Source organism: Polynucleobacter sp. AP-Elch-400A-B2, from assembly GCF_018688355.1.
Lineage (GTDB): Bacteria > Pseudomonadota > Gammaproteobacteria > Burkholderiales > Burkholderiaceae > Polynucleobacter.
In genome coordinates, this window is the sequence record NZ_CP061317.1 from 1,918,284 (window position 1) to 1,940,435 (window position 22,152).

Annotated in this window: 25 protein-coding genes and 1 tRNA gene; 17 read left to right on the forward strand and 9 right to left on the reverse strand. The window is 46.7% G+C overall.

Annotated features, from left to right (window positions below; genetic code table 11):
- Positions 1-4 precede the first annotated feature (4 nt).
- Positions 5-1,984, reverse strand: coding sequence for a monovalent cation:proton antiporter family protein (locus FD977_RS09820; protein ID WP_215305394.1), 1,980 nt, complete (start codon positions 1,982-1,984; stop codon positions 5-7).
- Positions 1,985-1,995: 11 nt separating this feature from the next.
- Between FD977_RS09820 and FD977_RS09825 the strand changes: the two genes are divergently transcribed.
- The 9 genes from FD977_RS09825 (at position 1,996) to rapZ (ending at position 8,451) form a co-directional block, all read left to right on the forward strand.
- Complete coding sequence (locus FD977_RS09825; protein ID WP_215305395.1) at positions 1,996-2,988, forward strand: SIS domain-containing protein; 993 nt, start codon at positions 1,996-1,998, stop codon at positions 2,986-2,988.
- Positions 2,989-3,024: 36 nt separating this feature from the next.
- Positions 3,025-3,597, forward strand: a complete 573-nt coding sequence (locus FD977_RS09830; RefSeq protein WP_215305396.1) for an HAD family hydrolase — start codon at positions 3,025-3,027, stop codon at positions 3,595-3,597.
- Between the two features lie 12 nt (positions 3,598-3,609).
- Positions 3,610-4,254, forward strand: coding sequence for an LPS export ABC transporter periplasmic protein LptC (lptC, locus tag FD977_RS09835; protein ID WP_215305398.1), 645 nt, complete (start codon positions 3,610-3,612; stop codon positions 4,252-4,254).
- Positions 4,251-4,802: a lipopolysaccharide transport periplasmic protein LptA gene (gene lptA / locus FD977_RS09840; RefSeq protein WP_215305400.1), complete on the forward strand. Its 552-nt coding sequence runs from the start codon at positions 4,251-4,253 to the stop codon at positions 4,800-4,802. The genes lptC and lptA overlap by 4 nt, the downstream gene beginning before the upstream one ends.
- The gene (lptB, locus tag FD977_RS09845) at positions 4,799-5,566 is read left to right on the forward strand and encodes an LPS export ABC transporter ATP-binding protein (protein WP_215305402.1); all 768 of its coding nucleotides are present in this window, start codon (positions 4,799-4,801) and stop codon (positions 5,564-5,566) included. Before lptA ends, lptB begins: the two co-directional genes overlap by 4 nt.
- A 191-nt stretch (positions 5,567-5,757) precedes the next feature.
- The gene (gene hpf / locus FD977_RS09850; RefSeq protein ID WP_215305404.1) at positions 5,758-6,081 is read left to right on the forward strand and encodes a ribosome hibernation-promoting factor, HPF/YfiA family; all 324 of its coding nucleotides are present in this window, start codon (positions 5,758-5,760) and stop codon (positions 6,079-6,081) included.
- Positions 6,082-6,114: 33 nt separating this feature from the next.
- Positions 6,115-6,573 carry a PTS sugar transporter subunit IIA gene (locus FD977_RS09855; RefSeq protein ID WP_215305405.1) on the forward strand — a complete coding sequence of 153 codons (459 nt, stop codon included), beginning with the start codon at positions 6,115-6,117 and terminating at the stop codon, positions 6,571-6,573.
- Entirely contained in the window at positions 6,570-7,559 is a 990-nt protein-coding gene (hprK, locus tag FD977_RS09860) for an HPr(Ser) kinase/phosphatase (RefSeq protein WP_215305407.1), read from the forward strand. The genes FD977_RS09855 and hprK overlap by 4 nt, the downstream gene beginning before the upstream one ends.
- Before the next feature lies 1 nt (position 7,560).
- A complete protein-coding gene (gene rapZ, locus FD977_RS09865) occupies positions 7,561-8,451 on the forward strand; it encodes an RNase adapter RapZ (RefSeq protein ID WP_215305409.1) in 891 nt (296 codons plus the stop codon).
- On the opposite strand, the gene mutY is transcribed toward rapZ, so the two are convergent.
- Together mutY and mutM are read right to left on the reverse strand one after the other, a co-directional pair.
- Positions 8,396-9,553: an A/G-specific adenine glycosylase gene (mutY, locus tag FD977_RS09870; RefSeq protein ID WP_215305411.1), complete on the reverse strand. Its 1,158-nt coding sequence runs from the start codon at positions 9,551-9,553 to the stop codon at positions 8,396-8,398. The two genes, rapZ and mutY, sit on opposite strands and share 56 nt — an antisense overlap.
- A complete protein-coding gene (mutM, locus tag FD977_RS09875) occupies positions 9,538-10,374 on the reverse strand; it encodes a bifunctional DNA-formamidopyrimidine glycosylase/DNA-(apurinic or apyrimidinic site) lyase (protein ID WP_215305413.1) in 837 nt (278 codons plus the stop codon). The genes mutY and mutM overlap by 16 nt, the downstream gene beginning before the upstream one ends.
- 35 nt (positions 10,375-10,409) lie before the next feature.
- Here mutM and FD977_RS09880 point away from each other — a divergent pair, with 35 nt between their 5' ends.
- The 6 genes from FD977_RS09880 (at position 10,410) to pth (ending at position 15,354) form a co-directional block, all read left to right on the forward strand.
- Entirely contained in the window at positions 10,410-11,897 is a 1,488-nt protein-coding gene (locus FD977_RS09880) for a lipoprotein insertase outer membrane protein LolB (RefSeq protein ID WP_215305415.1), read from the forward strand.
- 10 nt (positions 11,898-11,907) lie between these two features.
- Entirely contained in the window at positions 11,908-12,780 is an 873-nt protein-coding gene (ispE, locus tag FD977_RS09885; RefSeq protein WP_215305417.1) for a 4-(cytidine 5'-diphospho)-2-C-methyl-D-erythritol kinase, read from the forward strand.
- 5 nt (positions 12,781-12,785) lie between these two features.
- Positions 12,786-12,862 (forward strand) — tRNA-Gln (locus FD977_RS09890).
- 73 nt (positions 12,863-12,935) lie between these two features.
- Positions 12,936-13,892: a ribose-phosphate pyrophosphokinase gene (locus FD977_RS09895; protein WP_215307122.1), complete on the forward strand. Its 957-nt coding sequence runs from the start codon at positions 12,936-12,938 to the stop codon at positions 13,890-13,892.
- Between the two features lie 136 nt (positions 13,893-14,028).
- Positions 14,029-14,667, forward strand: coding sequence for a 50S ribosomal protein L25/general stress protein Ctc (locus FD977_RS09900; protein WP_215305419.1), 639 nt, complete (start codon positions 14,029-14,031; stop codon positions 14,665-14,667).
- A gap of 90 nt (positions 14,668-14,757) precedes the next feature.
- On the forward strand, positions 14,758-15,354 hold the full coding sequence (gene pth / locus FD977_RS09905; RefSeq protein WP_215305421.1) for an aminoacyl-tRNA hydrolase: 597 nt from the start codon (positions 14,758-14,760) through the stop codon (positions 15,352-15,354).
- Positions 15,355-15,368: 14 nt separating this feature from the next.
- Here pth and FD977_RS09910 read toward each other — a convergent pair whose 3' ends face one another.
- Genes FD977_RS09910 through FD977_RS09930 form a run of 5 tightly spaced genes read right to left on the reverse strand, consistent with a single transcriptional unit; the run spans position 15,369 to position 19,530 of the window.
- Entirely contained in the window at positions 15,369-15,635 is a 267-nt protein-coding gene (locus FD977_RS09910; RefSeq protein WP_215305423.1) for a YfhL family 4Fe-4S dicluster ferredoxin, read from the reverse strand.
- 17 nt (positions 15,636-15,652) lie between these two features.
- The gene (gene coaD / locus FD977_RS09915) at positions 15,653-16,147 is read right to left on the reverse strand and encodes a pantetheine-phosphate adenylyltransferase (RefSeq protein ID WP_215305425.1); all 495 of its coding nucleotides are present in this window, start codon (positions 16,145-16,147) and stop codon (positions 15,653-15,655) included.
- Positions 16,148-16,183: 36 nt separating this feature from the next.
- Positions 16,184-16,786: a 16S rRNA (guanine(966)-N(2))-methyltransferase RsmD gene (gene rsmD / locus FD977_RS09920; RefSeq protein ID WP_215305427.1), complete on the reverse strand. Its 603-nt coding sequence runs from the start codon at positions 16,784-16,786 to the stop codon at positions 16,184-16,186.
- Positions 16,787-16,805: 19 nt separating this feature from the next.
- Complete coding sequence (locus FD977_RS09925) at positions 16,806-18,152, reverse strand: pitrilysin family protein (protein ID WP_251369480.1); 1,347 nt, start codon at positions 18,150-18,152, stop codon at positions 16,806-16,808.
- Complete coding sequence (locus FD977_RS09930) at positions 18,139-19,530, reverse strand: M16 family metallopeptidase (protein ID WP_371743108.1); 1,392 nt, start codon at positions 19,528-19,530, stop codon at positions 18,139-18,141. Before FD977_RS09930 ends, FD977_RS09925 begins: the two co-directional genes overlap by 14 nt.
- A 56-nt stretch (positions 19,531-19,586) precedes the next feature.
- On the opposite strand from FD977_RS09930, the gene ftsY reads away from it, so the two are divergent.
- Together ftsY and rpoH are read left to right on the forward strand one after the other, a co-directional pair.
- The gene (ftsY, locus tag FD977_RS09935; protein ID WP_215305429.1) at positions 19,587-20,477 is read left to right on the forward strand and encodes a signal recognition particle-docking protein FtsY; all 891 of its coding nucleotides are present in this window, start codon (positions 19,587-19,589) and stop codon (positions 20,475-20,477) included.
- A gap of 93 nt (positions 20,478-20,570) precedes the next feature.
- On the forward strand, positions 20,571-21,512 hold the full coding sequence (gene rpoH / locus FD977_RS09940) for an RNA polymerase sigma factor RpoH (RefSeq protein WP_215305431.1): 942 nt from the start codon (positions 20,571-20,573) through the stop codon (positions 21,510-21,512).
- A 27-nt stretch (positions 21,513-21,539) separates the two neighbouring features.
- Here rpoH and FD977_RS09945 read toward each other — a convergent pair whose 3' ends face one another.
- The gene (locus FD977_RS09945) at positions 21,540-22,151 is read right to left on the reverse strand and encodes an SCO family protein (protein ID WP_215305433.1); all 612 of its coding nucleotides are present in this window, start codon (positions 22,149-22,151) and stop codon (positions 21,540-21,542) included.
- Position 22,152 lies beyond the last annotated feature (1 nt).

The following is a 22,152-nucleotide window of genomic DNA, read 5'->3' on the forward strand; positions in this document are numbered from 1 at the left end:
GTAATCAGAGCAATTTAGACTCGGCTAAATCAGTCGCTTCTGAGTTGCCTGAGAGCACCAAGATATCGTTGGCTTGCAAACGCAATTCTGGGGTGAGCTCTAATTTGACGTAGTCAGAGCCACCCACTTTTCGTCTGACTGCCTGCACGCTCACACCTTCATTTTCAAGATGCAACTCTTCAAGTGTCTGCCCAATACTGGCCGACTCAGGCAGTAAAGTAACTGAGTGTAAACGCCATGATTCCTTGGTGTCCACCTCATCATTAACGCCACGGAAGTAGCCGCGCAACAGGCTATAACGAGCTTCACGTGCGCCAGTAATGCGACGCACCACCTTACGCATAGGCACACCCATGATCAGTAAGACGTGAGACGCCATCATCAAGCTACCTTCAATCAATTCCGGCACTACCTCGGTCGCACCAGCTGCTTGCAACTTAGCTAAATCTGCATCGTCTTTAGTGCGTACCAATACTGTCATACCAGGACGCAAGTGCTCAACTTGATGTAATACTTTAAAACTAGCTGGTGTATCCGCATAAGTAATCACCACGGCCTTTGCTCTTGACAGGCCGGCGGCTACTAAATAATTTTCTCGACTAGCATCACCATAGACCACGTTATCTCCAGCAGCAGCGGCCTCCTTTACACGATCAGGATCCATGTCTAATGCAATGTAAGGAATTTTTTCTTGATCGAGCATGCGGGCTAAGCTTTGGCCTGAGCGACCAAAGCCACAAATGACCACATGATTTTCTGTACGGACACTTTTTACTGCTACACGTGTCAGTGCCAGTGATTGCAATAACCACTCATTGCTAGAAAAACGCATCGCAATGCGATCGCTATGTTGAATTAAGAAAGGTGCGCCAAACATCGAAAGCAACATTGCCGCTAATATTGCCTGACTCAAAGCGGGATCAATTAAATCTAAACCATCAATTTGATTTAAAAGTACGAAACCGAATTCACCAGCCTGCGCCAAACACAGGCCCGTCCGAATAGAGATACCAGGACTTGAACCGAAAGCGCGTGACAATACAGCAATTAAACCGAACTTAAATATCAATGGGCCAATTAATAAGAGCAGAACTAGCATCCACTGTTGATGAATCACTTCAAAATCCAACAGCATGCCAACGGTAATAAAGAAGAGGCCCAAGAGCACGTCTTTGAAAGGCTTAACGTCCTCTTCCACTTGATGGCGATAGGGCGTTTCAGCAATTAACATCCCTGCCAAGAAAGCCCCTAAGGCTAGCGATAAACCGAAGTGTTCAGTCAGTCCCGCCATCCCCAAAACAATCAACAAGAGGTTGAGCATGAACAATTCTTGAGACCGCAGTTTAGCAACCAAACCGAACCAACGACTCATCAAGGTTTGGCCAATAACAAAAATCAGTACCAGAGCTACCGTGATCTTGATGGATGCTGCAGTGAGCGCTAAAAATAGGTCTCCAGGATTCTTACCGAGCGAAGGTAACAAAATCAGCAGGAAAACTACTGCTAAGTCCTGAAAGAGCAAAATACCGATGATGTTGCGCCCATGCTCGGTTTCAATTTCAGAGCGATCAGAAATGAGTTTGGTAACGATCGCTGTGGAGGACATCGCTAAAGCGCCCCCCAGCGCTATAGCAGCCTGCCAAGAAATAGGGTAAATCCAGTTCATCAAGAGGCTGGCTGGGACTGCCAACAGCATGGTCAAAACGACCTGACTACCACCCAAGCCAAATACGATGGTTCGCATGGCCCGTAGCTTATGGAGGTTGAATTCCAGGCCAATTGAGAACATCAAGAAAACCACGCCAAATTCAGCCAAATACTTGACTGTGGCGGAATCATTGGCCAAACCAAGGGCATGTGGCCCAATCAGGACGCCAATAGCCAGATAGCCCAAAATAGGGGGTAGTCCAAAATAGCGGAAAATAACTACTCCGGCCACCGCGGAGGCCAGCAAGATGAGAGTTAACTGAAGGACTGACGGCATATACTCACCCCATGATAGCTAAGACTCGTGACCGAACCCTAAAGCTTGCACGCGAAACCCTCACAATTGAGGCTGCTGCACTGAACACCATGCGCGATCGCCTTGAAGGTGCAGACGCTGATGCCCTCGTATTAGCAGTTGATCTGCTCCATTCTTGCAAAGGCCGCATCGTCGTCTCTGGAATTGGTAAATCAGGGCATATTGCTCGCAAGATTGCCGCTACCTTTGCCTCTACTGGCTCCCCTGCTTTTTTTGTTCACCCCGCAGAAGCTAGTCATGGCGATCTAGGGATGGTGACTCGTGATGACGTCTTTGTTGCACTTTCTAATTCCGGCGAGACTGATGAACTACTCACCATCGTGCCGATCGTCAAGCGCACTGGCGCAAAACTGATTGCACTGACTGGTGCACCCAATTCCTCTTTGGCGAAGTTAGCTGATGCTCATTTAGATACCAGCGTTGAAAAAGAAGCTTGCCCACTCAACCTCGCCCCAACCACCAGCACAACCGCAGCTCTCGCTATGGGCGATGCCCTAGCTGTTGCCCTTCTAGATGCCCGTGGCTTTCAGGCAGAAGATTTCCAGCGCTCACACCCAGGTGGTCGCCTAGGTCGCAAACAGCTCATGCATGTCAGTGAAGTCATGCGTAGCTATGATGAGACTCCTAAGATTGCAATCTCCGCTTCCTTACAAGATGCTTTACTCGAAATGACTGCTAAGCGCATGGGCATGGTAGTTACCTTAGATAATGCAAATAAAGTTGCCGGTATTTTTACGGATGGTGACTTACGTCGCCTGCTCGAGAAGACCACCAATTTAGATGGTCTCACTTTAGAAAAAGCCATTACTTCAGCACCGCGCACAATTCCGCCCGAGTTATTAGCAGAGGAGGCTATTGAAATGATGGAAAAGCATCGCATCAATCATTTGGTAGTAACCGATCCTGCAGGTGCACTACTGGGAGCACTTAATCTCCATGATTTATTTGCCGCCAAAGTTATTTAAGCTTTCCACTTTTTAATACATTATTGACCCACTCACATGCCAACCGCCTTTCACGCTCACAACACTAACCCTCTAAGCCAATATCCACAGGCTTGGGATCGTGCTGGGGCGGTCAGGCTTCTCGTTCTAGACGTTGATGGTGTCTTGACCAATGGCCAAATCTTTATTGGTGAAAATGGCAAAGAGTCCCTGAAAGCTTTTGATATTCAGGATGGCTTGGGAATCAAGTTATTAGAAAAAATAGGTATTCCGACAGCCATCATCACTGGACGTAATTCCAAAATGGTTTTGGCCCGTTGTGACGAGCTCGGCATCAAGCACGTGCACATGGGTGTTGAAAATAAAGCCGATGCTTTAGAAAACATTTTGCAATCGCTTGGACTCAAGGCAACTGATTGCGCGGTCATGGGTGATGACTGGCCTGATTTTCAAATGATGAAGTCCGCAGGCCTGAAGATATGTCCTGCGCAAGGACATGATGCTGTGAAGGAAATAGCCCACTTTGTCACCACTCGATCTGGCGGTAGTGGCGCAGTACGTGAAGTCTGTGATCTGATCTTGAAAGCGCAAAACCGTTATGAGGAATTACTCGCTCAGGCGCGCGCTTAAGGTCAATAAGCAATGGAACTAAATACCCAAAAAATCAAACTGAGCATCTGGCGTACCTCCCTACGTCTGATGCCTTTGATTCTGATGGGCACACTCACTCTCGTCACGTTTTGGTTGGTGAAGAAAAACGCACCGGCAGAAAAATCGGCAATTGAACGTGTGCGCCTTCATGAACCTGACTACACTATTAGCAATGGCGCCTTATCTGCTCTCAATGAATCCGGTGGTACTAAATATCGCGTACTAGGCAAGAAAGTGATTCACTACGACGATGACGCTTCAATCGATATTGAAACACCCCGCATACGCCTGTTCCCACCTGAAAAGTCACCGGTGACTGTCAAGGCAGACAAGGGTCATTTAGATGGCGACCTGACGATTTTGGATCTGATTGATAACGCCGAAATATTTCGGCCGCAACAAGCTGCTACGGCATCTGAGCCAGCTAGACCGCGCATGCTTGCGCGCTCTTCTTATTTCAAAGTGCTCATCAATGATGACGTTATTGAGACTGATAAACCCATTACGCTTGAGCAAGGGGTTTCTGTGATGCACTCAACTGATGGTGGCGTATTTAACAACATCGAACAAAGCATGGTTTTATCTGGGCAAGTAAAGGGTCGTATCGAGCGCATTCAAACCGGAGCGCAGCGATGAAGTTATTGCGAAAATCGCTAATAGCGTTTGCTCTACTAGGGACCTGCCTTTCTACTCATGCTGAAAAAACAGATCAAGACAAACCCATCATCTTGGAAGCAGAAAAAGTATCTGTGAACGACGTACAACAAGTCTATGAGCTTGATGGTGAAGTACTCTTAATCAAAGGCAGCATTTTGATTACTAGTGCGAAGGGTAATATCAAAGTCGACCCCGAGGGTTATGAGTACGTTGATGTTCAGGGTAATTCAGAATCTACCGCCAGCTTTAGACAAAGACGCGAAGGGCCCGCTAATGAATTTATGCAAGGTCGGGGCAAAACGGTTACCTACAATGCAAAAACTGAGCTTCTCACCCTGACTGGTGATGCCAGCCTGAAGCGTCTTCAAAATATGCAAATGCTAGATCAATTACACGGCTGGAAAATTGACTACGATGATGTTCAGCAGCGCTATCAAGTCTTACCGCCTACTGATGCCAAAGCAGAAGACCTGCCTTTAGCTAGAGCAATCCTTTCACCAAGAAGAAAAGCTACACTAGAGAAATGACCACGAATTCCGGTAGTAATCAAAAACCAGCCACTTTAAGTGCGCAGCACCTTCAAAAGCGCTATGGATCTCGCACAGTAGTTCGGGATGTATCGATAGAAGTGAAATGCGGCGAAGTAGTAGGACTCCTGGGGCCAAATGGTGCTGGCAAAACAACCTCTTTCTACATGATTGTTGGCCTGGTTCCTTTGGATGGTGGGAGTATTGTTTTAGACGGCACCGACATCACACATCTACCCATTCATGAACGGGCTCGCATGGGCCTATCCTACCTCCCACAAGAGGCTTCTGTTTTCAGAAAGCTGAATGTAGCTGAAAATATTCAAGCCGTCTTAGAACTGCAAGTTCAAGGTGGAAAACCATTAAGCAAGGCTGAAATAGCGCATCGCCTAGATGAGCTCCTAGGTGAGCTCCAAATCAGTCATCTGCGCGATAACCCCGCTCTCTCCCTATCTGGTGGGGAGCGCCGCCGCGTTGAAATTGCCAGGGCCCTCGCATCCCAGCCTAAGTTCATTTTGCTTGATGAGCCTTTTGCTGGTGTTGACCCAATTGCGGTTGGAGAAATCCAGCGGATTGTGCGCTTCTTAAGAGACCGCCAAATTGGCGTGCTGATCACCGACCATAACGTTCGAGAAACCTTGGGGATTTGTGATCATGCCTACATCATCAGCGAAGGCAGTGTGTTGGCGGAAGGCAAACCAGACCAAATTATCGAGAATGATGCCGTCAGACGAGTCTACCTAGGCGAAAACTTCCGCATGTAAATATTCGAGGCTTTTCGGGTATTTAATAAATAAACATGATCTGCCTCTTGGTTTTCAGCAAAATCGCTGATACGCTGGAGGCTCATGAAGTTCATTTCCGTATAAACAAGTACAACATTACAGGGGCCTGCTGCGCACCCCGAGTGATTATTTGCGCACGCATTTTGTTTTCCTATGAATAGGAGCTGCTGATGAATCTGAAAATTAATAGCCGTCATGTTGAAGTTACTCCAGCTATGCGTTCCCACCTCGAAGCCGGCTTAGAAAAAATTCGCAAACACTTTGACCACGTCTTAGATGCCACCGCATTTTTGATTGTCGATAACGCCAAAGAAAAAGATCTTCGTCAAGCCGCCGAGATCACTCTTCACCTCAAAGGCAAAGAGCTCTTTGCCGAAGCACATAACGCAGATCTTTACCACGCCATGGATGCGGTAGTGGACAAACTTGAGCGACAAGTTGTCAAGCACAAAGAAAAAATTCAAGATCATCACCACGAAAAACATTTTGAGTAATCTCTAGCATCAGGACATCTATAATCTAGTGCTATGAATGCCCTGACCGATCTTTTCGCTTTAGACCGTATTGCCTTAAATAGTCCCTCCAAGAATAGGACTGAGGCATTTGCAGCCGTAGGGCAGCTATTTGCCAAACAAGCAGGTCTTGAAGCCGAGGCAATTGTTGGATTTTTAAATGCGCGCGAGGACTTAGGTTCTACCGCACTTGGCGCTGGCGTTGCCATCCCACACGGCCGTGTAAAGGGACTTAAACAGCCGATTGCTGCATTCGTCAAACTACAAGAGCCAATTGAATTTGCCGCGCCTGATGGTGAGGCTGTGTCCATCCTCATTTTTTTACTTGTTCCTGAAAAAGCAACTCAGCAACATTTAGAAATTTTATCCTCGATTGCACAACTCTTATCTGACCAAGATACCCGTAAGTTACTTGCGTCGGAGGGCAGTCCAGAGAAGGTGTGTGAAATCCTACAAACGTGGGGCTTAACTTGACTACTCAACCTCTTCTTCTAGAGGGAGTTACCGCCCAACAAATCTTTGATGACAATGTCTCTGATCTAAAGCTATCCTGGATCGGTGGTCTAGAAGGCGCGGACAGGCGATTTCCACCAGAAGCTGTTAAAGCTGCCGCAGCCAGCTCAGACTTAGTAGGTCACTTAAATCTCATTCACCCAAGCCGTATTCAGATTTTTGGTGAGCAGGAGATTAATTATCACGCCCAACTTGAGACGCAGCAGCGAGAAGAGCAGATCTTCGACCTGATCTCTAAAATGCCACCTTGCGTTATTGTGGCCGACGGTAAAGCAGCGGATGCTGCACTTCAACTCTTCTGCCAACGATCCTCTACCCCACTCTTTACAACAGCCATATCAGCTGCCGAGGTGATTGATCACCTTCGCACCTACCTCACCAAGATTGGCGCGCCCCAGATTACGATGCATGGCGTATTTATGGATATTCTGGGCTTAGGGGTTTTGATTATGGGTGAGTCAGGCTTAGGAAAAAGTGAATTAGGTTTAGAGCTGATTTCTCGCGGCCACGGTTTAGTGGCTGATGATGCGGTAGACTTTGCTCGACTCGGACCAGACTATATCGAGGGTCGCTGCCCTGTGATTCTGCGCAACCTCTTGGAAGTTCGTGGACTAGGCTTATTGGATATCCGCACCATCTTTGGTGAAACAGCCGTACGTCGAAAATTAAAATTGCGCTTGATAGTGCAATTGGTTCGTCGCAACGATGGTGAGTTTGAGCGCCTACCTTTAGAAACCCAACATATTGATGTATTGGGTGTGGCAATTCGAACTGTCAAAATTCAGGTAGCTGCAGGTCGCAACTTAGCAGTTCTCGTTGAGGCTGCCGTGCGCAATACGATTTTGCAACTACGAGGTATTGATACCTTAAAAGAATTCATGGAGCGTCAGCGTTTACAAATGAATGCTGAAGCAGAGTCCTCAAAGTCACAAGGCCGTCTCATTTAATATGCAAATTAATCTGATTACCGGCATCTCTGGCTCAGGTAAATCAGTTGCACTGAGAGCCTTTGAGGATGCAGGTTATGACTGTGTTGATAACCTTCCAGTCACCCTTCTCGAAAACCTCATCACTACGCTAGAAGGTGAAAAAAGTGAACGTGTTGCAGTAGCTATTGATGCACGTCGCGGTCAGTCGATTGCAGAGCTTCCGCAGATTTTAGAAAACCTGAGACGTAATCATCAGGTGCGCATTGTTTTCCTCAATGCTGATACCAATACGCTGATCCAGCGCTTCTCCGAAACCCGCAGGCGCCATCCGCTTTCTGGAAAAACCCAACAAACCCAAGCTGCCACCCTCATCGAGGCTATTGATAAAGAGCGAAATCTTCTAGAGCCTCTGCGTGCTCAAGCGCACAGTATTGATACTAGCAATCTACCTGCTCATGCCCTGCGTTCCTGGATTCAGGATCTTCTGAAAGATAAGCCTCAAGGACTCACCGTTATTTTTGAATCTTTTGGGTTTAAAAAAGGCCTACCTAGTGAAGCGGATCTCGTGTTTGATGTTCGCTGCCTGCCTAATCCGCACTACGACAAAGCTTTACGCCCTATGTCTGGTAAAGATCAGCCGGTTCGCGAGTTCTTAGAAAGAATTCCCGAAGTCGTCAGTATGGAAAATGACATTATTCAGTTTATTGAAAAATGGTTGCCTCACTACATTGCAGATGGTCGTAGTTATCTTACTGTCGCTATCGGCTGTACTGGCGGACAGCATCGCTCGGTTTATCTTGTGAGCCGCATCATTGCGCATTTTCTGCCGCAAAAAGATTTGGTAGAGCTCCAAATCAATTTCTTAAGTCGTCACCGCGAGCTAGACTCAATCCCTGCAAAAGTAATTTGATCGGCTGAGGCAAGCCGTACTGTCCTAGCTGACGCAAAGGAACCCACTTCAAGTCAGCGCTAGTAAGTTTGACAGTAGTGCCTAAGCTCACATGCCAAATCTGCATCCATAAACGACGATGCGTGAAAACGTGTTTAATTTCAAGTCCTCGTTCAATTGAGTGAGCACTCTTTGACGCGCCAGAGATCTTTTCATCTGACAGCACCAGCTGAAATAATTCTTTCGTAGTCAAATTAACTGCATTGCTTGTAGGTTTAGAGCTTTTTTCTTTGGCTCTCCAAGTAGATTCAGGCAAAGACCAAAGTCCGCCCCAGATAGCTTTTTCAGGACGCCTTTGTAGTAATACTGAATCACCCTGCCGTAGCAACAACATGTCGCAATTAAATTCAGGGGATTTTGCTTTGATGACTTTGCGAGGCAATAGTAAAACTTGATCACTGAGATTAGCCTGGCATTCTTTTTCAAATGGGCATTTTCTGACTCCACTCAAACAGACAGGTTTACGAGAAGTGCACCAGGTTGCCCCAAAATCCATCAAAGCCTGTGTATAGACCGGCATATTCGCAGCTTTTTTAGGGAGCAGTGTTTTAGCTAATAGCCACAACTCGTCGTTTACTGCTTTTTCTTGGATGGCGCCGTCTACACCAAACAATCGCGCCAGTATTCGTTTGACGTTCGCATCCAGAATCGGCGCTCGCTCATGAAATGCAAATGCGGCTATAGCACCTGCAGTAGATCTACCAATACCCTTGAGCTGTTGGAGCAATACTGGGTCATTTGGAAACTTACCACCAAACTCTTCCATCACTTGCTTTGCGCAAGCGTGAAGATTGCGAGCTCGCGTGTAATAGCCGAGCCCCGCCCATTCTGCCAAGACATCATCTAGTGGTGCGGCAGCCAATTTTTTCACCGTCGGGAAACGTTGCATAAAGCGGGGGTAGCGCTCTAGAACAGTAGCTACCTGAGTTTGTTGCAGCATGATTTCAGAAACCCATACCGCATAGGGGTCCCGAATACTCTGCCATGGCAAGCCTTGGCGCCCGTCTTTGCCATGCCAAGCTATCAGCTTAGTAGCAAAGTGCTTAATCAACGCTTCTGACATTGGGGGCAAAAGTAAGTAGAGCGCTGACCTTGTACTATTTGTTTAATCGGCGTCTTGCATACCTTGCAAGGCTGATCTTTGCGATCATAGACTTTGGTTTGCACCATGAAGTGCCCTGGGTCACCTTCGCTGTTCACAAAGTCTTTTAAAGAACTACCACCTGCAGCAATCGCTTTTTTCAAAATTAATCTCACCGCAGTCGCCAGCCTAGAGCATTGTGGACGCGTGAGTTTTCCAGCAGCTTTTGCCGGATGAATACCTGCCTCAAATAAACTTTCAGAACAATAGATATTGCCGACACCCACCACTGCTTGTCCTGCTAATAAAAATTGCTTCACAGCAACACTACGTTTGCGTGAGCACCGATACAGAACCTCAGTACCAAGCTCGCCACCAAACTCAGGGGAAAAAGGCTCTACTCCCAGTTTTTGTAAAAGCGCATTGTTCTCAATTGGTCCATTGGATTTTGGGTGCCATAAAACAGCGCCAAACTTTCGGGGATCATGCAAACGCAAACTCAGCTTGCCAAACTCGAAAGTCACCCGATCATGTAACTTAAGAGGATCACTACTGGGCAGAACCCGCAAGGTTCCGGTCATACCTAGGTGTAGCAATAGGTAACCTGCATCAAACTCCACTAGAAGATACTTGCCGCGGCGTTCTATTCCCAAGACTTTCTGACCGCTAAGCAAGATATTTAAATTACTCGGAACCGGCCAGCGCAAGCGACCATCGATAATTTTGACTGTGCTTACCCTAAGCCCCTCTAAATGGGGCTGGATACCCAATCGGGTAACTTCGACTTCTGGGAGTTCTGGCATAAATGGATTGTAGATTCGCGGATTAGAATGTGCTTATGACCAAATTTTCATTAAAGCCCTCTTTTAGGGTCTTACTGCTTACTGCTGGATTGGGCTTTAGCCTCCTCTCTAGCAATAGCATCGCCAAATCCAGCAGCCTGGATAGCGGTCAAGCTGTATTTGAGGTTCTAGCCTCTGAAATCGCTCTTCAGCGCGGTGAAGCTGGCTTGGCATATACAACGTATTTGGAGCTCGCTCGCCAGCTAGATGATCCCCGTTTGGCACAAAGGGCGATGGAGATTGCAATAACAGCAGGCGCGCCTGATCTTGCACTACAAGCAGCACAAACTTGGGATGGTTTGGCTGGGCCAAAACAAACTAAACCCAAAGAAGTGCTCGTCACTCTCTTAATTCTGAATCAACGCTGGTCAGATGCAGTCAAACCTGCCATCTCACTCTTAAGTCAACAAACACCAGCGCAACGTGAAAATACTTTGCTACAGATTCAGGCGCTACTGGCTAAGGCAACCAATGAATCAGAAGCGCTAAGAGCTTTTTATGAAATTGTTTCAACATTAAAGCCGGAACCAAAAGATCCAAGTCTACTCTACACCTACGCAATGTCTGCTGAAAAATCAGGGCATCTCGATGTGATGGAGAAAACGCTGCGCGAGATCTTGCGCAAAAATCCGAATGATGTAAACAGCCTAAATGCACTTGGTTACTCACTAGCTGATCGCAATCAGAAGCTGCCAGAAGCATTTAAGCTCATTAGCAAAGCACATCAACTCTCGCCTAAGGATGGTTTTATATTAGACAGTCTTGGTTGGGTGAACTTTCGTATGGGTAGAAATGATCTCGCCTTAGAGCAACTGCAACAAGCCTTTAGTATGAAACCTGAAGCAGATATTGCCGCACATATTGGCGAAGTCCTCTGGGTAATGAATCGCCCAACCGAGGCGGAAGATGTGTGGCGCAAAGGGCAGCAATTAGATGCCAACAACCCGACTCTTAAAGAAACTTTGAAGCGCTTGAAGCCTGATTGGTCGCTAGCAGATATCGCCCTCAAAGGCATATGGGATGGTCGTTTTGCGGTAAAGATTACCGGACTCACCGAAAGTAAAAATCAGGGTGGCTCAGGTGGATTTACATTAACTCAAGATGCGTTGATCGACGTATTAGAAATTCGCAATCCAGTAGGTGGATCTATTGCAAAAATTACGATTAAACCTGGTGAGGCAATTCTAGAACGAGATGGAGAACTCACTACAGCTATCGATGCTGACACTCTGATACAAAATACATTAGGACTTCCGCTACCTGCTCGTGGTTTATCAGACTGGTTGCGTGGGAAAACTCGTCCTGGTGGTAATGCCAGTGTTGAGCGCAATACAAAAGGGCAAGTGAGCAAAATCACGCAGGATGGTTGGACCTTAAATTACAACTGGAGCAATATGCAGCGCTTAGAAAAACTCATGATGACTCGCAGCTCTAATATTGGTTCGATAGACATCCGCTTGGTTTTTGATAATCCGAATGAGTGAAGTGTGATTGATGAGTAAGACTTTAGAAATCCACTGTCCCGCAAAGCTCAATCTATTTCTACATATTATTGGACGCCGCGAAGATGGTTATCACCAACTCCAATCTGTTTTCCAGTTGATTGATTGGTACGACGTCCTTACCCTAAGGTCTATTTCTGAAAATGAGATTCGTCGTATTGACCCTATTCCAGGCGTTCCCCCAGAACAAGATTTGGTGGTCCGCGCCGCCCAAGTCTTAAAAGATTTTTGCAAGACCAATCAGGGCGTTGAAATTAGCTTGAAAAAAATGATCCCCATGGGCGCCGGCCTAGGCGGCGGATCCTCTGATGCTGCGTCCACTCTCATCGGCCTTAATTCGCTTTGGGATCTCCATCTTGATATTGCAACGCTTTGTCAGCTCGGCCTAAAACTGGGGGCAGATGTACCATTTTTCATCTTTGGCCAAAATGCATTTGTTGAAGGTATTGGAGAGAAACTACAGGCAATTTCCTTACAAACCCAAGACTTTGTGGTGATATTCCCCAACCAGGGGATTGCCACTGCTCAGATTTTTCAAGACCCTCAATTGACCCGCGATCATGCACCGATTACAATAGATGGCTTTCTTGCATCGCCAAGCTCATATCATTCGAATGATTGCCAGGCAGTAGCGATGCAGAAATGTCCTGAAGTGAAGCAAGCATTAGATTGGATTTACAAGGCAGTGCCAAACTCGGCACCTTGCATGTCCGGCTCTGGAAGTAGCGTTTTTGCCGCCTTAGACCCTAAGACGGACAACGCAAATCTGGAAAATCTTCTGCAAAATCTTCCAAAAGGATGGATAGGTCGAATTGTTCGGGGGCTAAATAAAAATCCCGCTTACAATTTGATTTCTTCAGATTGACCTGTAGGGGAATCGCCAAGCTGGTTAAGGCACTGGATTTTGATTCCAGCATGCGAAGGTTCGAATCCTTCTTCCCCTGCCAAACTCTGTAGATACGACCAAGAAACATCCATTCGACCTTCACCAAAACTCGAAAATCACCTATGTCCGTCCCAATGAACGCTGATTTACTGACTCTTTTCACAGGCAATGCAAATCCGGTTTTGGCTCATGCGGTAGCCAAAGAGCTCAAACTCCCCATGGGAAAAGCATTTGTTGGTCGATTCTCTGATGGTGAAATTCAGGTAGAAATTCAAGAAAATGTCCGCGGTAAGAACGTGGTCGTTATCCAATCGACTTGCGCTCCAACGAACGATAGTTTGATGGAACTTATGATCATGATTGATGCTCTTAAACGTGCATCAGCAAGCCGCATAACCGCAGTGATTCCTTACTTCGGTTACGCTAGACAAGATCGTCGTCCACGCTCTGCACGGGTTGCCATCTCCGCCAGAATCGTAGCAAACATGCTTCAATCTGTTGCTGGTATTGAGCGGGTTTTGACTATGGATCTTCATGCCGACCAAATTCAGGGCTTCTTTGATATCCCGGTAGATAACATTTATGCCTCCCCGGTTCTCTTGGCAGATTTAGAGGGTCAGAAAACTAAAAAAGATCTCATCATTGTTTCGCCGGACATTGGCGGTGTTGTTCGCGCCCGAGCAATGGCCAAGCAATTAGGTACAGATTTGGCGATTATTGATAAACGCCGCCCTAAGGCCAACGTATCAGAAGTAATGCACTTAATCGGTGAAGTAGAGGGTCGCCACTGCGTCATCATGGATGACATTATTGATACCGGCGGAACCCTCTGTAAGGCCGCTGAGGCACTGAAAGAGCGTGGCGCCAAGGGCGTTACTGCTTACTGTACTCATGCAGTACTCTCTGGTGGTGCCGTAGCCCGCATTGCTGCCTCCGAGTTAGACGAATTGGTTGTTACTGACACCATTCCATTGACTGCTGAAGCCTTGAAAGTGGCTAAAATCCGTCAATTGAGTGTTGCCCCGATTCTGGCTGAAACCCTTTCTCGCATTAGTAAGGGTGATTCAGTGATGTCAATGTTCGCTGAATAAGCCAAAAATAGCATTTACAACCCAGTTTTAGGCAATATTGAGCCTTTTCTAGGCAAAAAGTACGATTCCCAAGATATAATCAAAGGCTTTTCTGTTTGGTCGCGAACGGAAATTAACTTTAATTTAGGAATTGAATATGAAAGTAGTAGCCTTTGAAAGAAGCGTACAGGGAACGGGTGCGAGCCGCCGTCTGCGCAACTCCGGTAAAACTCCGGGCATCATCTACGGTGGTAAAGACACCGCAACTGTAATTGAGTTGGATCACAACGCACTGTTTCATGCTCTCCGCAAGGAAGCATTCCACTCATCCATCCTTGATCTCGAAATCGGCGGCAAAGCACAAAAAGTGTTGTTGCGCGATTACCAGATGCATCCATTTAAGCCTTTGGTTCTGCATATCGACTTCCAGCGCGTTTCTGCGACTGAAAAAGTTCACATGCGCGTTCCATTGCACTTCATTAATGCTGACACTTCAGCTGCAGTGAAATTGCAAGGCGCTGTTATCAGCCACATCTCCACTGAATTGGAAATCTCTTGCTTACCAGCAGATTTGCCAGAGTTTATTGAAGTGGACTTGAACAAAATTGAAGTTGGTCATGGTATCCACGCTAAAGATATCGCATTACCAAAAGGCGTTACATTGGTATTGCATATTGAGCAAGAAAACCCAGTACTAGCTAACGCACGTATCCCAGCAGTGAAAGCTGCCGATACAGAAGCTGCTCCTGCAGCTGCTGCGGCTCCTGCTGCTGAAGCCCCAAAGGATAAAGCTTAATCATTTAAGCCATATCTTTGCGACAGAAGAAGCCCGCTTACAAGCGGGTTTTCTTTTTTGCAGAAAAGCTTTTATCCTTAAGCACTCATCATGACTAAATTAATTATTGGCCTAGGCAACCCAGGTGAAGAACATATTGAAGATCGGCACAATGCTGGCTTCTGGTTTGTGGACGCACTCGCCAAACAATTAAACGTCCGCTTTGAAACTGAAAAACGCTTTCATGGAAAAGTGGCTAAGGCTAAGTGGGAAGATGAAGACCTCTTCTTACTCAAACCCAGCACATACATGAACCTGAGCGGTCAGGCTGTTGGAGCACTATGCCGCTTTCATAAAATTACACCTAAAGATGTACTGGTAGTGCAGGATGAGCTAGATCTAAAGCCTGGCACTGCACGTATCAAGCTTAGTGGCGGTACTGGTGGACACAACGGTTTAAAAGATATCCAAGCTCACTTAGGAACCCCTGATTACTGGCGCCTACGTCTGGGTATTGGCCACCCACGCGATCTCGCTGCAGAAGGCGCACGAGTGATGGATGTTGCCGACTACGTGTTGAGAAGGCCGCTGCAAGCAGAACAAAAGCAGATTGATGCAAGTATTGAAAATGGCTTACACATTCTGCCCTTGTTCCTCAAGGGCGATGCTCAGGCAGCGATGCTCGAATTGCACTCCAAAACCAATTAAACAGTGCTCATTGCTTATTTAGCGAGTGCTTTTTTGGCAGCAGTTAAAGCTTGATACTTTGCCATTAACTGCGTTTGATTTTCAGTAAATGTGGGATTCATCGGTATACAGTCTACCGGGCAGACTTGCTGACACTGGGGCGCGTCGTAATGACCTACACATTCAGTACATTTGCTGGGATCAATCTCGTAGATTTCTAGACCCATATAAATTGCATCGTTTGGGCATTCAGGCTCACACACATCGCAATTGATACATTCGTCCGTGATCATTAAAGCCATATGTGCGCCTAGAGGCCCTACTCTTTACTCTTATTAGCTTCAATCTTTTTGGTCAACCACTTCTCTACCGATGGGAATACAAACTTACTCACATCACCACCCATAGAGGCAATCTCACGCACAAAGGTGCCAGAGATAAATTGGTATTGGTCTGATGGCGTCAGAAATAGTGTTTCAACATCGGGTAATAAATAGCGGTTCATACCAGCCATCTGGAATTCATATTCAAAATCAGATACAGCACGTAAGCCACGCACAATCACACGCGCATTATGTTCGCGAGCAAAATCTTTTAATAGGCCTGTAAACCCGACAATTTTCACATTGGAGTAATGACCAAGAACTTCTTTGGCAATCTCAATGCGCTCATCTAGTGTAAAGAAAGGGCGTTTGCTACGACTATCAGCAACACCCACAATGAGCTCGCCAAAAATGCTTGAGGCGCGACGTACTAGGTCTTCGTGACCACGAGTAAAGGGATCAAATGTTCCAGGGTATACAGCAACAGTCATAAGGCTCCTAAGGCTTTTTCAGCTACAGGGGAGAGTTTAGCCCTTCTTAGAGCGAAATAGACAAGCTTTTACTTGTCCAGCCTCTAAGTATTTTCGACAGTGCCAATCAGGCACCAAATCCTCAATCTGCTCACGGGGGCGACTAGCAGGAAACTCTACATAAATTCCCCCGCCCGCACTGTCATCACAAACGCGAGCAGCCTCTATAAGCGCTTGATTTAACAGGCCCTCTTCCTGAAAGGGTGGGTCTATAAAGATCAAGTTGCTGGAGCGATCAGCTTGTTGTTTTAAGAACTCCAAGCTATCTCTGTGAAGAATCTGCACCTCTCCAGGAGCAGGAAATGATCCTAGCAAAGCAAAATTAGCCAGGAGTTTGGTACAGGCCTGTTTGTCTTTTTCTAATAGGGTTACTGAATTAGCATGTCGTGAGGCGGCCTCAAAACCTAATGCGCCAGTACCAGCAAACAAATCTAAACAACGCAAACCGACCAAATCTTGCCCGAGCCAATTAAAGAGAGTCTCACGTACACGATCAGTGCTAGGACGTAAACCAGGTAAATCCAACACGCTGAGCAAACGACTACGCCAAACCCCACCAATAATACGAACTTTCTGTGGGGGCTCAGAGCCTCTGCTCAATGAATCTGACTTAACAAGCCTATTTATTTTTCGCTCCTAAGACCACAATTTTCATGCGATCCATGGCTAAGTATTTTTGGAAAGCCGCTTTGACTTGCTCAAGGCTAACTGCCTCCACTTGCTTAGTCCAAATCTCCATCGTATCGAGAGGCAAATTATTCCAAGCAATGGATGACACGTTATCAAGCAACTTGCGATTGTTATCAATTCTTAAAGGGTAGCCATTGATCAAGTTTGCTTTGGCTGCCTCGAGCTCCGCTTGCGTTGAGCCATCAGCAATAAATTGCGCAATGGTAGAACTCATTACCTCTAGCGCTAAAGTAGCTTGATCATTCTTTGTTTGTAAGCCCGCCTGAAATATCCCCGCATCCTTACCGGGAGCAAAGTAACTAAACACACTGTAAGCAAGACCACGTTTCTCGCGCACCTCCGACATCAGGCGGGATACAAAGCCACCGCCACCCAAAATATAGTTACCCACCAGCAATGGGAAGAAATCGGGGTTGTTACGGTTTATCGCAGTCATCCCCATAGCAATATGCGCTTGCTGCGAATCAAACGGAATAGCAACTTCGCGCTGACTTAAAGGCTCCACTGGTGAGCGCTCAAACTCAGGTAACTTAGCTACAGGAGATCCAGACTGAGGCACTCTTTGCAATAAACCCTGAACAATTTCAGCAGCCTCGGCTTTACTCACGTCACCCACAATACTGACAATCATTCGATCGCCGCGGTAAAACTGCTTATGAAACTGCTGCAGATCGTTTGCAACGATATTGGCGATACTTTTCACTGTTGGTGAATTGGCCAGCGGATAGTTTCCATAAACGGATTTTCTAAAGCGACGATCCAAAACTGACTCTGGTTTAGTCTCCGACTCTAGCAGGGCAGTAGTCATCCTTTGCTTCTCACGCGCCAAGATCTTTGCATCATAGGTAGGCGCGCTCAACATCGCTGATGCCAATTGAACGGCGCGATCACGTAAATCTTTACGACTCAAAGTCCGAATACGCATAACAGCGCGCTCACCGCTCACAGAAATACCGAGGTTTGCGCCAAGGTCTGCAATCTCATCAGCAATCTGTGCCTCATTTAGCAAACCCTGATCAGATTTGGCGCCATAGTTCATCAGCCGCCCGGCCATGGTAGCTAAGCCACTTTTAACTCTTGGGTCGTAACGGTCGCCTGCATCAACACTGATCTCAATGTCCACCATGGGCAGTGCCTTGGTTTGCACCAAATAGGCTTGCGCACCCTTGAAGGAGTCTAGCTTTTCTATAGGCAATATCGCGTGTGCAGATGTACTTACTCCAACTATTAGTGCGATTGCAAGACTACCCTGCGTAAAGAATTTATTTAGTATCACGATTGCCTCCTAGCTTGCTCTCACCGGACTGGCGTGCTTGTGGGTCTAGTATTGCTATGGTGAGCCCCTCATCTACTAAATATTTTTTTGCAACAGCTTGGACCTGTGCGGGAGTAATAGTTTGCATCTTCTCGAGCATCACATCAATATCTTTCCAGGAGAATCCAGCCATCTCTGTACTGCCGATTTCCATGGCCTGACCAAAAATGGAGTCGCGCTTATAAATTTGATCAGACAAAATGCGCACCTTCACCCGCTTGAGCTCTGACTCTAAGACTCCTTTATCAACAACTTCTTTCAAGGCTTTACGAATACTTTTTTCCGCCTGCTCTACTGTCTGGCCTTTAGCCATGCTGCTACTAATAAAAAATAGTTCAGGCCCTCTAGAAATCATGTCGTAACCAACGCCTACATCATTCACTACGCGCTCTTGCTTTACCAGCGTGCGATTTAAGCGTGCGTTGTCATAACCGTCAAGCACAGCAGACAAAAGCTCTAGCGCATAAGGCTCATCGTCATCCAAGTTCCCTACTTCTAGCTTAGGAACTTTCCATGCCATCGCTAGCTGTGCACTATCCGCAGGCGCCTTTACTTGCACTCGCTTAGTGCCTTTTTGCACGGGTTCAATCTGGGGCTTACGTTCTGGCAACTCTCTAGCGGAAGCAACTCCGTAGTATTTTTCCACCGCTCGTAGAATCACTTGAGGATCAACATCACCAGCAATGACGACAGTTGCGTTATTTGGTTTGTACCAACTGCGATACCAATCGCGTGCATCTATGGCTTTCATATTGACCAAATCATTCATCCACCCAACTACCGGATGACGATAAGGGGAGCTCATATATGCAGTTGCATTGAGTGATTCATTAAGCAAGCTGCTGGGATTATCTTCCGTACGCAGACGACGCTCTTCCATTACCACCTGAATTTCTTTCAAAAATTCTGCATCATCAAAATTGAGGTTAGACATCCGATCGGCCTCTAATCTCATCACCTCATCTAACTTAGACTTTTCAACTTGCTGAAAGTAAGCCGTGTAGTCACGAGAGGTAAAAGCATTTTCTCGACCGCCCACTGCTGCAACTAAGCGCGAGAACTCACCTGACTTTACTTTGTGGGTGCCCTTAAACATCATGTGCTCCAGCACATGTGCTACCCCAGTCTTGCCATTCACCTCATCCATGGAGCCCGCGCGATACCAAACCATATGCGCAACGGTAGGTGCACGATGATCTTCGCGCACAATCAACTTGAGGCCATTGGAAAGTTGAAACTCGTGGGTATTTGCTTGGCCCACCTCTGGAGCTGCAAAAGCAGTAGAACAGCTGAGGACTAAATAGAGAGAAAAACTGAATAAAGTTGAACGTATCTGCAAGATCGCCTATCCCAAGAATTTAATTGATAAGATGCAAGGATTAAATTGTATCGATTATGTTCGGCCTACGTAAAACCCTCGGATCCCTATTCAAATCTAGTCAGACTGATGAAGCCTGGTTTGATGCCCTAGAAGAATCTCTCATTCTGAGCGATGTGGGTCTGCCCACGACTGAACAACTGATTAGCAAGCTTCGTAAAGCCGCCAAATCGGAAAATGCCAGTAACCCAGAAGAACTCAAGCAACTACTAATCGAAGAAGTGGCAATGGTCCTGAAAGTCTTGGAGCCTAACCCCAATCCCTTGTACGACCATGAGCAAAAGACCACACCAGAGGTGTGGCTAGTAATTGGTGTCAATGGTGCTGGCAAGACCACCACGATCGGTAAACTCTGCAGACTTTTTCAGTCGCAAGGCAAATCTGTCTTACTGGCAGCTGGCGATACTTTCCGGGCTGCGGCCCGCAACCAGCTCCTGGAATGGGGTGGCCGCAATCAGGTTGATGTCATCATGCAAGAAAGTGGTGATGCGGCGGCAGTGGCACACGATGCCATTCATGCGGCGATTTCTCGCAAAAGCGATATTTTGATTATTGATACCGCTGGCAGACTGGCCACTCAAGATCATCTGATGGAAGAGTTAAAGAAGATCAAAAGAGTGATTGGTAAGGCCCTGCCTGGGGCACCTCACCAGACTCTGCTTGTTCTTGATGGCAATACTGGTCAAAACGGTTTAAGCCAGGTTAGAGCCTTTCATGCCGCTTTAGAACTTTCCGCCTTGATTGTGACTAAATTGGATGGCACCGCTAAAGGTGGAGTCATTTGCGCACTTGCCCAGACCCTCGGCGATGGGCCAAAACCAGCGGTTTTAGCCCTAGGCAAGGGTGAGGGAATTGATGATTTAGCCCCCTTCAACGCCAGCCAGTATTCTTCTGAATTATTTAATTAAATCATAGACTTATAGAAGAAAAAAACGATTAGCACTCTCTTCACAAGAGTGCTAAAATAGACCCCTATTAATATCAAAAGCTTACAAAAGAAAATGATTCCAAAGAAAGCATACAAGCCGCAATTGCAAGCAAGGCAAACACTGCCAGCAGCGCAGACTGCTGCGGCTTCGCTTGCCTTTCCGATGCTGCCTTCCCTGGGGGTTGGCACACTCGACTCTTACATCTCCTATGTGAATCGCGTACCCATGCTCAGCGCTGCAGAGGAACTGCACCTAGCGCAAGAATTTCGTCGCACTGAAAATGTCGATGCTGCGAAGACTTTAGTTCTCTCGCACCTCCGTTTAGTGGTGTCAGTTGCACGACAATATCTAGGGTATGGCATTCCTCACGCTGACTTAATTCAAGAAGGCAATATTGGTTTGATGAAAGCGGTCAAACGCTATGACCCTAACCAAGGTGCACGCTTAGTCTCCTACGCTATCTATTGGATAAAAGCAGAGATTCATGAGTACATCCTCAAAAATTGGCGCTTAGTCAAAGTTGCTACAACTAAAGCACAACGTAAGTTGTTCTTCAATCTGCGTAGTAACAAGCCTACTCTGGCTGCTCTGACACCAAATGAAGTTGAAGCTTTAGCGAAAGCGCTCGATGTCAAAGGCTCTGACGTGAAAGAAATGGAGATGCGTCTGGCTGGTGGCGATGTTGCCTTAGAGGGTGATGATAGTAATGACGAATCAGCTTACGCACCTATTCAATGGTTAGCTGATAACACTCAAGAGCCTACTGAGAAGATGGCTGCCGCTGCGACTGATGCATTACATGGCCCTCAGCTAGACCAAGCACTCATGGCACTCGATGAGCGTAGTCGCAATATTGTGCAGTCACGTTGGTTGGCTATGGATGCAGAGGGTAATGGAACGAAAACATTACATGATCTCGCCAGCGAATATGGTATTTCAGCAGAGCGCGTTCGTCAGATTGAGACTGCTGCTCTCAAAAAAATGCGCGGTCTCTTGCAAACTGAAGCTGCTTAAGCTTCTTCAACTGCTTTTTTCAAGCCTTTATTTCAGAAGCTCTTTTAAGTCTTGCGCCAAGGTCTCAGCACCTTGCGCATGCTTGATGTAAAGACGTAAATGCCCTTCTGGATCAAATGCATAACTTCCTGCCATGTGATCCATGGTGTAAGACCCAGAACTCATACCTGGCACTTTCTGGTAGTAAACCTTAAAGTCCTTAGTCACCCTTTCCAAAGCCGCTTCATCTGCTGGGCGCAAACCCAAGAAGCGTGAATCAAATGCCGGCACATACTGTTTTAATATAGCCGCGGTATCTCTTTCTGGATCCACAGTGACGAACAGTACCTGCACCTTATCTGCCTGAGGACCCAATAAAGTCATGACCTGCTGCATCTCAGTGAGTGTTGTAGGGCAAACATCAGGACACTGCGTATAACCAAAGAACATCAAAACAACCTTGCCTTTAAAGTCAGCAAGCGTTCTGACCTTTCCGTCGGGATCGAGCAAACTAAAGTCAGTACCAAACGCCTTACTCCCCGTAATATCCACATTCTTAAAGTTCTGTTGTGGACTGCAAGCCAATAGAACTGCAGCAGTCAGCGACAAGATCAATAGGCGTGCAATATACAAGTAAGATTTTTTGGAATTCATATTCATC